The organism is Streptococcus salivarius (assembly GCF_009738225.1).
In the GTDB taxonomy this organism is placed as follows: Bacteria; Bacillota; Bacilli; order Lactobacillales; family Streptococcaceae; genus Streptococcus.
The window spans coordinates 1,231,550-1,245,987 of record NZ_CP018187.1; the positions used below are offsets into that span (position 1 = coordinate 1,231,550).

13 protein-coding genes are annotated in these 14,438 nt (G+C 39.7%); 1 reads left to right on the top strand and 12 read right to left on the bottom strand.

The window, feature by feature from the left end; genetic code table 11:
* Positions 1-285 precede the first annotated feature (285 nt).
* The 6 genes from BSR19_RS06080 to BSR19_RS06105 form a co-directional block, all read right to left on the bottom strand.
* Complete coding sequence (locus tag BSR19_RS06080) at positions 286-1,485, bottom strand: MFS transporter (RefSeq protein ID WP_118058056.1); 1,200 nt, start codon at positions 1,483-1,485, stop codon at positions 286-288.
* Between the two features lie 109 nt (positions 1,486-1,594).
* Positions 1,595-2,002, bottom strand: coding sequence for a hypothetical protein (locus BSR19_RS06085; protein WP_156246778.1), 408 nt, complete (start codon positions 2,000-2,002; stop codon positions 1,595-1,597).
* A gap of 26 nt (positions 2,003-2,028) precedes the next feature.
* Entirely contained in the window at positions 2,029-3,375 is a 1,347-nt protein-coding gene (asnS, locus tag BSR19_RS06090; protein ID WP_002891115.1) for an asparagine--tRNA ligase, read from the bottom strand.
* A gap of 36 nt (positions 3,376-3,411) precedes the next feature.
* Positions 3,412-4,593, bottom strand: a complete 1,182-nt coding sequence (locus BSR19_RS06095; RefSeq protein ID WP_156246779.1) for a pyridoxal phosphate-dependent aminotransferase — start codon at positions 4,591-4,593, stop codon at positions 3,412-3,414.
* A gap of 4 nt (positions 4,594-4,597) precedes the next feature.
* Positions 4,598-5,080, bottom strand: coding sequence for a cell wall elongation regulator TseB-like domain-containing protein (locus BSR19_RS06100; protein WP_004182029.1), 483 nt, complete (start codon positions 5,078-5,080; stop codon positions 4,598-4,600).
* Positions 5,081-5,236: 156 nt separating this feature from the next.
* Positions 5,237-7,723, bottom strand: a complete 2,487-nt coding sequence (locus BSR19_RS06105) for a bifunctional DnaQ family exonuclease/ATP-dependent helicase (RefSeq protein WP_156246780.1) — start codon at positions 7,721-7,723, stop codon at positions 5,237-5,239.
* A gap of 95 nt (positions 7,724-7,818) precedes the next feature.
* On the opposite strand from BSR19_RS06105, the gene BSR19_RS06110 reads away from it, so the two are divergent.
* The gene (locus tag BSR19_RS06110) at positions 7,819-8,454 is read left to right on the top strand and encodes an MBL fold metallo-hydrolase (RefSeq protein ID WP_156246781.1); all 636 of its coding nucleotides are present in this window, start codon (positions 7,819-7,821) and stop codon (positions 8,452-8,454) included.
* Between the two features lie 104 nt (positions 8,455-8,558).
* Here BSR19_RS06110 and BSR19_RS06115 read toward each other — a convergent pair whose 3' ends face one another.
* The 6 genes from BSR19_RS06115 to deoC all read right to left on the bottom strand — a co-directional run bounded on the left by BSR19_RS06115 (position 8,559) and on the right by deoC (position 14,410).
* Entirely contained in the window at positions 8,559-9,515 is a 957-nt protein-coding gene (locus tag BSR19_RS06115; RefSeq protein WP_156246782.1) for an ABC transporter permease, read from the bottom strand.
* A gap of 1 nt (position 9,516) precedes the next feature.
* The gene (locus BSR19_RS06120) at positions 9,517-10,584 is read right to left on the bottom strand and encodes an ABC transporter permease (protein ID WP_004184109.1); all 1,068 of its coding nucleotides are present in this window, start codon (positions 10,582-10,584) and stop codon (positions 9,517-9,519) included.
* Positions 10,577-12,115 carry an ABC transporter ATP-binding protein gene (locus BSR19_RS06125; protein ID WP_156246783.1) on the bottom strand — a complete coding sequence of 513 codons (1,539 nt, stop codon included), beginning with the start codon at positions 12,113-12,115 and terminating at the stop codon, positions 10,577-10,579. Before BSR19_RS06125 ends, BSR19_RS06120 begins: the two co-directional genes overlap by 8 nt.
* 115 nt (positions 12,116-12,230) lie before the next feature.
* Positions 12,231-13,295, bottom strand: a complete 1,065-nt coding sequence (locus BSR19_RS06130) for a BMP family lipoprotein (protein ID WP_331462068.1) — start codon at positions 13,293-13,295, stop codon at positions 12,231-12,233.
* Positions 13,296-13,362: 67 nt separating this feature from the next.
* Positions 13,363-13,761 carry a cytidine deaminase gene (locus BSR19_RS06135; RefSeq protein ID WP_002891126.1) on the bottom strand — a complete coding sequence of 133 codons (399 nt, stop codon included), beginning with the start codon at positions 13,759-13,761 and terminating at the stop codon, positions 13,363-13,365.
* Positions 13,748-14,410 (bottom strand): deoxyribose-phosphate aldolase, encoded by a 663-nt coding sequence (deoC, locus tag BSR19_RS06140; RefSeq protein WP_156246785.1) that lies wholly within the window; start codon positions 14,408-14,410, stop codon positions 13,748-13,750. The genes BSR19_RS06135 and deoC overlap by 14 nt, the downstream gene beginning before the upstream one ends.
* Positions 14,411-14,438 lie beyond the last annotated feature (28 nt).

Genomic DNA, 14,438 nt, shown 5'->3' on the forward strand with positions numbered 1-14,438 from the left:
CCAAAAAGAAAAGAATCAGCACTAGGCTAATCCTTCTCCTACTATTTCATATACTTTTTGACATAGCTATAGTAGTCTGGTTTTTCTTTTTTATTAAGTGCAAAGAGCATTTGGCCTAAAGATTTCACACGACTCGATTCTTATTGTAAAGGATGTGCCTACTTTACCACAATTTATCAGATAAAAAAACTCTCCCTGCACAGCAGAGAGAGTTCGTTCGGATTTTGTTAAGCAAGATGCTATTATCCAATTTAAACTTATGTAGACTAATAAAAGTCTGGAATATTAATCCATCTTTGTCCCTTTATTTATTATCTTGCCCATTTTCCACAATCCAATCAGTAAGAGAGGGAAAGAGAATAGCGTTACAAGGCCCAGGATGATAAAGACTACTACAAATCCATAACTATCGATGAACCAACCCGTCAGTGGGAAGATGACAATCATGGATAGACTAAACATCATCGAATTGATGCTCAGCATGGTTGCCCTTACACTGGATGGTAAATAGCCTTGTAAATCATTGTAGTAAATGGGTTGATAAACCGCATAAAGTGCATTGGTCAAGAGATAAACACTTAGATAGGCGAATGGAGTTCTCAACCATACCAACAGCAAGGCCAACCCTGTCAGCGCAACCAGAATTGGAAAGACTTGATTGCTATTCCATTTTTTCCCGATTTGACTAGCTAGATAAACAGCTAGAAGATTTAAGAGACTACCAACAACCATGATGAGCGATACTTGCCAACTGGCTAGGTCACTGATTTTCTGTTGGTAGTAAAAATAAAACATACACATGATAGTTCCTAGCAGTTGATAGGTGAGCATCCAGTAAAATAAGACCGGCTTCTCCTGCCATTCTTGTTTCACCACCACCAATATCCGTTTTAAGGTTAAGCGATCTCTTTCATCACTCTTAGTTTCTGGCTCCTTCATCAGAAAAATCAAGAGAATGGAAACTAATGAAAGGCCAATCGCAATATGATAGGTCCAGGCCAAGGCTCCGTGAACAAAGAAACCAGCAACAACTGTACCTAGAGTTCGGGTGACTTCTGCCACACCAGACAAAAAGCTAGAAATCTGAAGGTAGCGGTCCTTTTGACCTGCTTCAACTGCTGAATCATATAAGAAAGCCGTACTGGTCCCCGAGTCAAAATTGTAAGACCAAGCATTGACCATCATGGCAATCGCATAGATCCAAAAATTTCCCTGACCAAGTAAGATCAAGACAGAGGATCCAATACTGGCCAAGCGAGCCAAATAGAGATTGGTCTTGTAGCTAAACCGATCGGCCAACATACCTGATGGAATCTCACACAAGAGACTTGTCCCATGAAAGATACTTTCTAGTAAACCGATTTGAAGTAAGGAAAGACCATTCTGAATGAAAAATAAAATCCAAAAACTGGTGATTCCAAAATAAGATGTGAATTCCAGTCCTGCTAGAAGTGGAATATTGCCTTTGTAAGTTCTTTTAAACATCGTTTTCTCACTTTCAATATGTAATTTGATTGTTTCTAAAAGACTTACTTAGAGTTGCCTACATTTTCCTCACCTCCTTAATTTAAAGTAAAAACGCCAGTTGGCGTTTTTATTTCAGATACTTTTTGACATAGCTATAATAGTCTGGTTTGTCTTTTTTATTAAGTGCAAAGAGCATTTGACCCTTAATGGGTTCTTTCTCATCATTTGGTTCCAGAAAGAGAGCAACCTCTTTGGATTTAGTTGGGAAAAATACTGTATAAGACGTTTCTTTTCCCTGATCTTTTACTTTAAGCGAATAATAGGTAAAGTCATCTTTAGACTTGGGACCATCCACTGTATAGTTATAATCCTGCTCACCAATCTTGACCTTATCTTTCTTGAAGACAATCGTATAATCCTTCTTTAAGGCATCTTGTGCATGCCATTCACCCTCTAGTGAGGGAGCAGACTTGCTGCAAGCTACCATCGAAACCATACAAAGTAAGGCCAAAAGACCAAGTAACCATCTTTTCATACTTTTGCACTCCTAAAGAATTTTACTTATGGTTTGATACGGTGCAACATACGTGGGAATGGAATAGCTTCACGGATGTGTTTTGTTCCAGCTACGAAAGTAACCATACGTTCAATACCGATACCAAAGCCACCGTGTGGTACTGAACCATATTTACGTAGGTCAAGGTAGAATTCGTATTCTGAACGGTCCATTCCGAGTTCATCCATTTTAGCTACAAGAGCATCGTAGTCATCTTCACGCATTGAACCACCGATGATTTCACCATAACCTTCTGGTGCCAAAAGGTCTGCACAAAGAACGCGCTCAGGATTACCAGGAACTGGCTTCATGTAGAAAGCCTTGAAGCTTGCTGGATAATTAACAACGAATGTTGGAACACCAAAATAGTTTGAAATCCAAGTTTCGTGTGGTGAACCGAAGTCATCCCCATGTTCGAGGTGCTCATAATCTGTATCTTCATCATTTTCATGTGCTTGAAGAAGGTCGATAGCTTCATCATAAGACACGCGTTTGAATGGCTCAGCAATGTATTTCTTAAGAAGATCTACATCACGTTCAAGGATTTCAAGAGCTTGTGGCGCACGATCAATAACACCTTGAATAAGAGCTTTAACATAAGCTTCTTGCAAATCAAGTGACTCATCATGTGACAAGAATGAATACTCAGCATCCATCATCCAGAACTCAGTCAAGTGACGGCGTGTTTTTGATTTTTCGGCACGGAAAACAGGACCAAAGTCAAATACACGACCAAGAGCCATGGCACCAGCTTCAAGGTAAAGCTGACCAGATTGGCTTAGGTAAGCAGGTGTACCAAAGTAATCCGTTTCAAACAATTCTGTTGAATCTTCAGCTGCATTTCCTGACAAAATTGGACTATCAAATTTGATGAAACCATTTTTATCAAAGAATTCGTAAGTTGCGTAAATAATCGCATTACGAATTTGTTGGACAGCCATTTGTTTACGTGAACGCAACCAAAGGTGACGATTATCCATCAAGAAGTCAGTTCCGTGTTCTTTTGGTGTGATTGGATAATCATGTGATTCACCGATGACTTCTACTGCTGTCACATCCAACTCGTAACCAAATTTTGAACGTTCGTCTTCTTTGACCACACCAGTCACATAAACTGATGTTTCTTGGCTAAGGCGTTTAACAGTATCAAATTTTTCAGTACCTTCTTCTTCACCGTATTTTTCGATGAAGTTAGGTTTGAAAGCTACCGCTTGGAAGAAGGCAGTTCCATCACGCAATTGAAGAAAGGCCAATTTCCCTTTACCTGATTTGTTAGCTACCCATGCACCGATAGTGATTTCTTCGCCCACGTGTTTAGGCACATCAATAATTGAAACTAATTGTTTAGACATGTAATTACTTCTCTTTTCTTTTGATCTATATTAATTCTATTTTTCCATAAAGGCTTTGATTCGACGGACTGCTTCTTTCAAAGTATCTAAGTCTGTTGCATAGCTAAGACGAATATTTTCAGGTGCGCCGAATCCTGCACCTGTTACCAAAGCGACTTCAGCCTCTTCAAGAATAGCGTTTGTAAAATCATTAACATTTGTGTAGCCTTTGATTTCCATCGCTTTTTTAACATTAGGGAAGAGGTAAAAGGCACCTTGAGGTTTGATGACTTCAAAGCCAGGCACTTCAGCTAGGAGTGGATAAATCGTATTCAAACGTTCCTCAAAAGCCTGACGCATTTCTTCGATAGAAGACTGATCACCAGTTAAGGCTTCAATCGCAGCATATTGAGAAACTGCTGTAAGATTTGATGTCGTTTGACTGATAATCTTAGCCATACCTGAAATAATTTCTGGATCTCCGACAGCAAAACCAACACGCCAACCTGTCATAGCATAGGTCTTGGAAACACCATTAATCACAATTGTTTGCTTACGAATGGCATCTGAAAGACTTGAAATTGGAGTAAAGGTGTTGCCATTATAGACCAAACGGCCATAGATATCATCTGCTAAAATTAAGATATCGTGCTCAACCGCCCAGTCACCGATTGCTTGCAATTCTTCCTTGCTGTAAATCATTCCTGTTGGATTTGATGGAGAATTAAGCAAGACAACTTTAGTTTTTTCAGTGCGAGCAGCTTCAAGTTGTTCAACTGTTGCTTTAAAGTGATTAGCTTCAGTCGTTTGGAAAGTGACTGGAACACCCTCAACCATTTTAACTTGGTCTACATACGAAACCCAGCAGGGTGTTGGAATAATGACTTCATCACCAGGATTGATGATCGTAGCAAAGAAAGCATATAAGATAAACTTCGCACCAGTGCCGACAACAACCTCATTTGGTTTTACAGCATAGCCATAGAAGTTTTCCATGTAAGTGCTAATCGCATCCTTAAGTTCTGGAAGTCCAGAAGCTACGGTATAGAAACTTGCCTTACCATTTTCAATAGAGGTAATAGCAGCATCTTGAATGTTCTTAGGTGTTACAAAATCTGGTTCACCAAGTGTCAAACTCAAGATATCACGTCCTTGAGCTTTAAGAGCTTTAGCACGCGCACTGGCAGCTAAAGTAACACTTTCTTCCATTTGTAATACACGATTTGATAATTTTGTCATTTCATTATAGTCCTTCCACTTTAATAACCTGACCTGAGATAAAATCAACCAGATAATACTGGGTTCCTGACTTCACTTCCCAAATAGGAGTTTTGCCATACTTTCCTAGGTGGACATAGGATATATCCTTAGCACCATAGGCTTTAGCAGCTTTCTTAGCCACTGACTTACTAATACCATCCGATTGCTTGTAGATATCAACCTCACCTGAATCATGACTCACGATAACAGCCAGTTTCTCACCTTGACCAGACTTTCCAAGAAGTCCGTAATAGGTAGCCTCACCATGGTAGATATCAAATTCAGTAACAGTCTTAATATCTGCTTTGCTCTCTGCTATGGCAATAACCTTCTTTTCAGCGTCTACGTAAGGCTTAGTCGCTACAATAAGAATAGCAGTCAAAGAGGCAATTAAGGTCACAACGATTACAATTATTCCAAAAATGAACTGTTGCTTTTTGGTCCAGGGTGAACGTTGTTTACGCATAATGCCTCCTAAAAAAGTTTCTGAATTTATTATATCAGAAAATGATAAATCTTTACATAGCAATATAGCTAGTATTGAGCAATAAGTCTATCTTTTTTATAAGTCAGTAAAATTCATAAAGCCTGAGTAATCTTAGAAAAGGTTTCTTTTAAAAAGTTAACTTTCTTTTTCTAAGAAATCCTTAATATCCTCTTTGACTTGCTCAAACTTAGCATACTTAAGCGCAACTTCTTGTGTCACTTCTTTTAGAAATAGTTTTCCATAACTCTTAACGAGCGGGCGATTATCCATAAGAAGAATAGCCGAGCGCTGTTCTGGACGTCTTTGAGCACGTCCAATAGCTTGTTTAAAACGTAAAACCGTCATGGGAAGACTGTAACTATCAAAGGTGCTCTTTCCTTGCTTAGAAAACCAAGATTCAATCTTTTGATAGAATGGATCCTTAGGATTGTCAAACGGCAGACGTGCAATAACCTCGATTACCCTATCTTGTTGAGCAAAGTCCACACCTTCCCAGAACGACCCCATACCCAGAAGGAGGTTGGTCTCACCTCTATCAAAACGTTTTTTGACATTAAAAGCAGTCCCATTTTTCTCTTGAGTTAGGTGACGAACTTCCCTATGATCCAATAAATCTGAAACAGCCATCATACTCTTTCGAGATGTAAATAGTACTAAAATTGGATATTCCATTCCAGATAGCTTCTGGAGACGCTTTGCAAGAGCAACTTCATACTCTTCCTCAGAAGCAATACCAATCATAGGCATGCTTTGATCAATCCAAATAGCTTGATTGGGTAAAGTATCCATTGGGAGGCTAACCTTGCGTACTTGATCTAAGCCCAACAAATCAGCCACATCTACATCAGGTCCCACATCAATAGTTGCTGAAACAATTATCACTTTTTGGGCACTTGGTAGATAAGCTGAAAGTTCTAAGAGCTCTTGGCGTGATGCCTTTAAATAAGTCACACGATGTTCCTGATAATAGTCTGTTTCAAGCCAGAAATGGCTGTAAAGGGGTGTCTTCAAGGGAGACAACATCTCCATCAAATCACTTTCACCCTCCAGTTCAGAAATGGTTTGTAGCAAACAATCTAATTGCTGGCGATTATACTGCTTATGAGGAAATTGTTGATGTTCTTGGATTAGATGGCTAACTTCAAACTGCAGATTTTCGAGCAAGCGTTGTTGAAGCAAGCTTTGACTACCACTATCAAGAATTCGATGAATATGTTGCAACAGGACAGTAAGATTGACTTGATAACGTGAAAATTGTTCTAAAGCCAGGACCATCTTTTGTCCCTCATCAATCACAAGAGTCTTTCCTCGGACAAAATCATGATCATCTTCCATACGCGTCAAAAGATAAGCATGGTTGGTCACAACTACCCTTGCTTCTTGGGCTTTTTGATAGGACTGTTGCCAAAAATCATATTCAGCAAAAAGACTGTCAGCTTTTAACTTACCATCGTGCTTAATCTCATCAAAATAAGCCATATAGCGCTGTTTTTGTCTGATTTCGTCAAGATCCCCTGTCTCTGTTTCAGTCAACCACACCAAAAGTTGCATTTTGTAACGGTTAACCAAACGGTTACTATCCTGACGAAGTAAGGTTTGGTAGAAGGCATCTAACTTGATATAATTCTGAGGTCCTTTGAGACTATGAAAGTTAATATTAAAGACATCCGATAATGCTTTAGCTTCTTGATTCATAATCTGATTTTGAAGAAGCTTGGTTGGAACAGCCACCACCACTTTATCTACATCAGATTGTGCTAACAAGGGAAGCAAATAGCCATAGGTTTTCCCAATTCCAGTCTGAGCCTGAATCATGGAAATAGCAGTATTATCAAGCTCCTTCCTTACTGCCTCAGCAAACTCTCTTTGTTTAGGTCTTGATTCCAAATCTAAGAGAGCAATATTGGTAGCAAAATCTTGAGACAGCTTTCGTTCCATCTTATAAGCCACAGGTCTACGGAGAACAATTCCAGATTCTTCAAGCATGACATATTCCTTTGAAAGACCTAAATTTTGACCTCTTATAGCGTCACGAATAACCAACTCAGTCTCAAAAAGAAGATTATCTGAAAAAGTCAAAAGCATCTCAATGGTCTGTCTAGGTAGGCTGGCAATCTTATCCATCAAATGAAACAAAAGCTGTCCGGTCGCTCTCGCATCTTCAATAGCGGTATGGGCTTGAGCTAAGTCAAGATTAAGAACCTTGGATAAATGAGATAACTTATATTGTTCTAGCGTCGGATAAAAAACCTGAGCCAATTCGACAGTATCCACACGAGGAGTTCTTAGTTCGAAGCCCTCCATGAAAAGTGCCTCTGCAAGCAAATTGGCATCAAATTTAACATTATGGGCAACAAAAATACAGTCCTCAATCAGTTCAAAAATGGTTCTGGCAATTTCTGAAAAATCTGGGGCTTGGGCCAACTGCTGATCGGTAATTCCTGTTAAATGAACAATGTGCTCATCGAGTTCTTGGTGTGGGTTGACATCACTCGCAAATTCGTCAACCACCTGACCATTTTGCATGATAACAATTCCCACCTGTATAATACTAGCCGTTGACGAAGCGGAGGTTGCTTCCAAATCAACAATGGCATATTTATTCGTGTTTTTTTCACTCATAGTGACCTTATTATAGCATATACAAAGCACCAAAAAAAGACAAAGCCATCATTCTGATATTGGAAAAAGCCTGAAATTCGTGCTACACTAGAACTATGAAAATAAGACGAATTTTAAATCCTGTTGCTCAGGAAAACACCTATATTTTAGAAAACGATACAGCCTGTCTAGTCATTGATCCAGGAAGTGATACTTCTGCTATCTTAACTGAACTTAAAGCAATCGACAAAACAGTTGCTGTTATCCTTTTGACACATACACACTACGACCACATTATGAGTGTTGAGGCAGTCCGTCAGGCATATAATCACCCTCCTGTCTATGTTGCTGAAGCTGAAAAAGACTGGTTGATGAGTCCTATTGATAATTTATCTGGACTCCCACGTCACGACGATATGGAAGACGTTATTGTCAATCCTGCAGAACACTACTTCGATTTTACTGAAGATTATAACATCAAGAACTTTCAGTTTAAAGTTGTTCCAACTCCAGGACACTCTATTGGAGGTGTTTCTTTTATCTTTGATAGAGAAGAAACTGTATTTTCTGGTGATGCCCTCTTTAAAGAAACAATTGGACGCTGGGACCTTCCAACAGGGAACCACGAACAATTACTCACTAGTATTCAAGAGCAACTCTTTACGCTTCCTAACCACTACAGAGTTTTCCCAGGACATGGATGGGATACCACTATTGGTCATGAGAAGGTCTTTAACCCACATTTTTCATAAAAACAAAAGCTTGTCATACCTACTTTAGTGAGTATTGACAAGCTTTTTTACTCGAATAAAAAAGAAGGCCGATAGACCTTCTTATCTGAGACACTGTAGAGCGCCTATTTAGATTTGATATAGTTAACACCATCTGCTTTAGGAGCAACGGCTTTACCGAAGAAAGCAGCCAAGACAATAATTGTCAAGATATATGGTGCAATTTGCAAATACACATTTGGTACATGTGAAATGAGTGGAAGCTGTTTTCCAATGATTGCCAATGATTGTGACAATCCAAAGAACAAACTTGAGAGCATAGCTCCAATTGGACTCCAACGACCGAAAATCATAGCAGCCAAGGCGATGAAACCAGGACCTGCAATTGTTGTAACGGCAAAGTTGTTTGAGATTGATTGTGCATAAACCGCACCACCAACACCACCAAGGAAGCCCGAAATCATGACGCCATAGTAACGCATACGATAGACGTTAATCCCAAGTGTATCTGCTGCCTGTGGGTGTTCACCAACTGAGCGAAGTCGTAAACCAAAGCGAGTCTTAAAGATGAGCCACCATGATGCCACTGAAACCAAGATAGCAACATATGCTACCAAAGAAACATTAGTGAAGAAAACTTTACCCAAGAAAGGGATATGATTAAAGATTGGGAATGATACAGTCTTAAAGTTATGACTGATAGCAGGTGTTTGACCAGCACCATAGATAACACGTGTCAAGAATACTGCCAAAGATGGTGCGATAAGGTTCAACACTGTACCAGAGACAACATGGTCAGCTCGGAAGTTAATTGTCGCAACAGCATGGAGCAATGAGTAGAGAACACCAACCAGACCTGCTACAATCGCAGCAATCCAAGGTGTCGCTTCTCCAAAACTTTCTGCAAAAGTCAAGTTAAAGAGAACACCTGCGAAAGCACCAATTACCATAATTCCTTCAAGGCCGACATTTACGATACCGCCTCGTTCAGAGAAAGTTCCACCGATACTTGTAAAAATCAATGGTGCTGAATATTTCAACATAGAGGCAACAATTAAGGCTATAATTGTAATAAAGTCCATATTAGTTTTGTCCTCCTTTAGCTTTCACTGATTTATGACGAGGGCGAACCCAATATCTAATGATGTAATTAGCACCAACAAAGAAGATAATCAAGGCTGAAACAACATCGATAATTTCAGGTGGAACACCAATCATACCACTCTTACCAATAGACAAAACACCATAGAGAAGGGCGGCAAATGGGATACCGATAGGTGAGTTAGACGCTAAAAGCGCAACCGCCATACCGTTCCAACCGATAGCCAATGAAGCGTTTTGAACGAAGACATTTTGGAATGTACCAAGTCCTTCTACTGTTCCTCCAAGACCACATAGAGCACCTGAGATAATCATTGACATGATAATAACACGTTTAGATGACATCCCTGCATACTCTGAAGCATGAGGATTAAGACCTACAGATGTAATTTCAAAACCAGTTGTTGTTTTCTTAAGCAAGAACCAAACTAAGAAGGCAGCCGCAAGAGCTAGGAAGAAACCAATATTGAAACGCGAACCACCAGTTATTTGAGATAAGTACTCCGTTTGATAACTAGCTGAGGCTACAACCTTGTTAGAAGCTTCTGAAGAACGCAACATATCAGCTGTAAATCCAAAGCGAATAATATTGTTTGCTACATACAAAATGATGTAGTTCATCATGATGGTAACAATGACCTCACTAGTTCCCAAGTAAGCACGGAGAATACCTGGAATAGCCCCAGCGATACCACCTGCAACCAGACCGATTATGACTGTACAGATAACTGAAATCACCTTTGGTAAGTCAGGGAATGACAAAGCAAACCATACGGCAGAAACCCATCCTGCCAAGGCTTGTCCTGGCAAACCAACGTTAAAGAAACCTGCCTTAGATGCAACAGAGAATCCTAGTGCAATCAGAATCAGCGGACTCATGGCACGAAGAATTTCACCAATATTTTTCAATGAGCCGAAGGCCGTTGTGAAAAGATCATAGTAAGCCCAGAATGGATCGTAACCGAAAATCAACATCAAAACGGCTCCAATCAGCATTCCCAAGAGGACAGCAATTAAAGGAACTGCCCAATTTTGTACTTTTTTAGACATTTGCTTCCTCCTTATTCAATTGTCCACCAGCCATAAGAATACCAAGATCTTGCTTATTCGTTTCAGCAGGATCTAGAATTCCCTGAATTGCACCATCATAGATAACCGCAATTCTGTCTGACATATCAAGAATTTCATCCAATTCAAAGCTGACAACAATCACAGCCTTACCTTTATCACGTTCTGCAATAATACGTTTACGGATGTACTCAATAGCACCAACGTCAAGACCTCGAGTTGGTTGACTTACAATAAGAAGTTCTGGGTCACGGTCAATCTCACGAGCGATAACAGCTTTTTGTTGGTTACCACCTGACAATTCACCACCAGCAATTAACTCTCCTGCACCACGAACATCAAATTCTTTCATCAATTCACGCGCTTTAGCATTAATGACATTATAGTTCAAGATACCATTCTTAGAATTTGGCTCTTTGTAGTAGGTTTGAAGAGCGATATTTTCAGCAACTGTCATTTCAAGGACCATACCATCACGGTGACGATCTTCAGGAATATGCCCAACACTCATTTCAGTAATCTGACGAGTTGTCTTATGAATAATCGATTCACCCTTGATAGTAATATCACCTGACTTAACTTTACGAAGCCCTGTAATCGCTTGGACAAGTTCTGTCTGACCATTGCCATCGATACCGGCAATACCGATGATCTCACCAGCACGAACATCTAATGACAGATTTTTTACAGCAGGTATTCCTCGGTTCTCGTTAACCACCAAATTTTTAATAGAAAGAACAACTTCTTTTGGATTTGAAGGAATTTTCTCTGTCTTGAAGGAAACCTGATGGCCAACCATCATTTCGGCTAAGTCAGCATTTGTTGACCCTTCAATCGTTACCGTATCAATTGATTTACCACGTCTAATGACAGTGACACGGTCAGAAACTGCTCGAATTTCATCCAACTTATGGGTAATCAGAATAATCGACTTGCCTTCCTTAACCAAGGTCTTCATAATGTTTAGAAGTTCAGTAATTTCAGACGGAGTCAATACCGCAGTCGGCTCATCGAAAATCAAAATATCAGCCCCACGATACAAAGTCTTAAGGATTTCAACACGCTGTTGAGCACCAACAGAGATATCTGCAACTTTGGCAGTTGGATCTACCGCAAGACCGTATCTTTCAGAGAGTTCAGTAATTTCCTTGATAGCCTTCTTCATATCAAGGACACCACCAGCTTTAGTTACCTCACTACCCAGGATGATATTTTCAGCAACTGTAAAAGCTTCAACCAACATAAAGTGTTGGTGAACCATCCCAATCCCCAGTTTCGTTGCTTTAGATGGTGAATCAATCGTCACCTCTTGTTCTTTAACCTTAATGGTACCGCTCGTAGGTTGCAAAAGACCTGAAAGCATATTCATTAAAGTTGACTTACCTGCACCATTTTCACCGAGGAGGGCATGGATCTCTCCTTGTCTCACATCAAGATTGACATGGTCATTTGCCACGAATTCACCAAATTTTTTGGTAATATCGTGCATCTCAATGACATTTGGCTTCGTCATACAATCTCCTTCCAAGAATAATTTTTATTTCAGCAAAGGGGATCATTAACTGCTTCCCTTTGCTGAGACAAAAATTTGTCTCAGTCTAAGTTCTATAAAGACTTATACTTAACTATTATTTGCTAAGACCATCAGTTGGTTTCAATTCACCATTCTTGATTTGTTCTTTAGCTTTTTCTACTGCATCTTTGATATCTGAAGGAAGATTAGACGTTACAATGTCAACACCACCGTCTTTAATACCGTAAGTCTTAGTTTTACCACCTTCGAATTTATCGCCTTTGACTTGTCCGTTAGCAATATCTTTAACAACTGTACCAACTTGTTTGATTGTTGAAGTCAAAACAAAGTTAGATTTTTTCTTGTCTGAAGATGTATAATTACCTTCTGCTGTTTGGTCACGGTCAACACCGACTACCCATACTTTCTTATCGCTTTCAGCATCAAGTTTTTCGTTAACTTCTTTAGCAGCTGTGAAGACACCTGTACCAGTACCACCAGCAGCTTGGTAGATTACGTCAACGCCTGAAGCATACATTGTTGAAGCGATTGTTGTCCCTTTAGCTGCATCAGAGAATGATTCAGCATATTGAACTTGTACATCGATGTCAGGTTTTACTGACTTAGCACCAGCTGTGAAACCAGCTTCAAAACGTGTAATTGTGTCTGATGTTTGACCACCAATGAAACCAACTTTATTTGTTTTTGATTGCATAGCTGCTGCGATACCTGCAAGGTAAGCACCTTCATTATCGGCAAACAAAACGCTTTCAACGTTCTTTTGGTCTTTAATAACATCGTCAATAATTACATAGTTTACATCTTCGTGTTCTTTAGCTGCATCTGCTACTGCATCATGAAGAGCAAAACCAACACCAAAGATGAGGTTGTAGCCTTGACTTTGTGCTGAAGACAAGTTTGTTGCAAAGTCAGACTCTGAACCAGATTGGAAGTAATTGTAGCCAGAATCTTTTTCAAGTTTGTTAGCTTTACCCCAAGCTTGAAGACCTTCCCATGCTGATTGGTTAAATGATTTATCATCAACCCCACCAGTATCCGTAACGATAGCAGCTTTAACTTTTGAATCAGCTGATGATCCACCGCGTCCGCCACGTGCACATGCTGCAAGACCAAGTGCTGCTACAGCAACAAGGCCAAGTCCGATAATTTTCTTGTTCAATTTCATCTTGAACACTCCTCCTATAACTTGCAAGAAAACTTGCTTAATAAAGAATAAAACAACTAGACTATTGTAAGTCCGTAAAAGAGTATGGTAACAACTCTCCGACTGTCATCTCGACTGTCGAGTTATCTTCAGCGATAAGAATCACTTTAGAATCAGATTTTAAAAATTCAACCATTACTTGGCGACAAGCACCACATGGTGAGATGGGATCTTTGGTATCTCCGTAGACTGCAAGACATTCAAAATCTCTGTACCCTTCGGATACCGCCTTAAAAATGGCTGTTCTTTCTGCACAATTGGTCAATCCGAATGAGGCATTCTCAATGTTACAGCCTTGAAAAATTTGCCCATCCTTTGTAAGCAATGCTGCTCCAACTCTAAAACGAGAATAGGGAACATAGGCATTTTCAGCTGCTTCTTGTGCTGCTTTTATTACTTGCTCTTTTTTAGTAGCTATCATGGCTTTCTTGACCTTTCATAATGGCAACTCCTGACGAAGTACCAATACGGGTTGCACCAGCTTTGATAAAGGCTTGAGCCGCCTCAAGTGTGCGTGCTCCACCAGATGCCTTGACTCCCATAGTAGGACCAACAGCCTCTCGCATAAGTTCAATATCTTCAATTGTTGCGCCACCAGTAGAAAAACCAGTAGAGGTCTTCACAAAATCTGCACCTGCCAGTTTTGCTAATTGGCAAGCTTCGACCTTTTCTTCATCGGTCAGAAGACAAGTTTCAATAATAACCTTTACAAGTTTTCTTCCACTAGCTTCAACAACAGCTTTAATGTCGTCTTCGACTAATTTAAGATTTCTAGATTTAAGAGCACCGATATTGATTACCATATCAACTTCATCTGCACCATTGGCAATAGCATCCTTGGCTTCAAAAGCCTTAACTGCAGAGGTCGATGCTCCCAAAGGGAAACCAATCACAGTACAAACTTTAACAGAACTATCTTTAAGCAATTCAGCTGCCGTTTTAACCCAAGTTGAATTAACACAGACACTGGCAAACTCATACTTCTTAGCCTCATCAATTAGGGAAAGAATCTGTTCTTTATTAGCATCAGCTTTTAGTAAGGTATGGTCAATATAGCTATTAACAGACATAAACAAAACTCCTTGATTAGTATAAAAT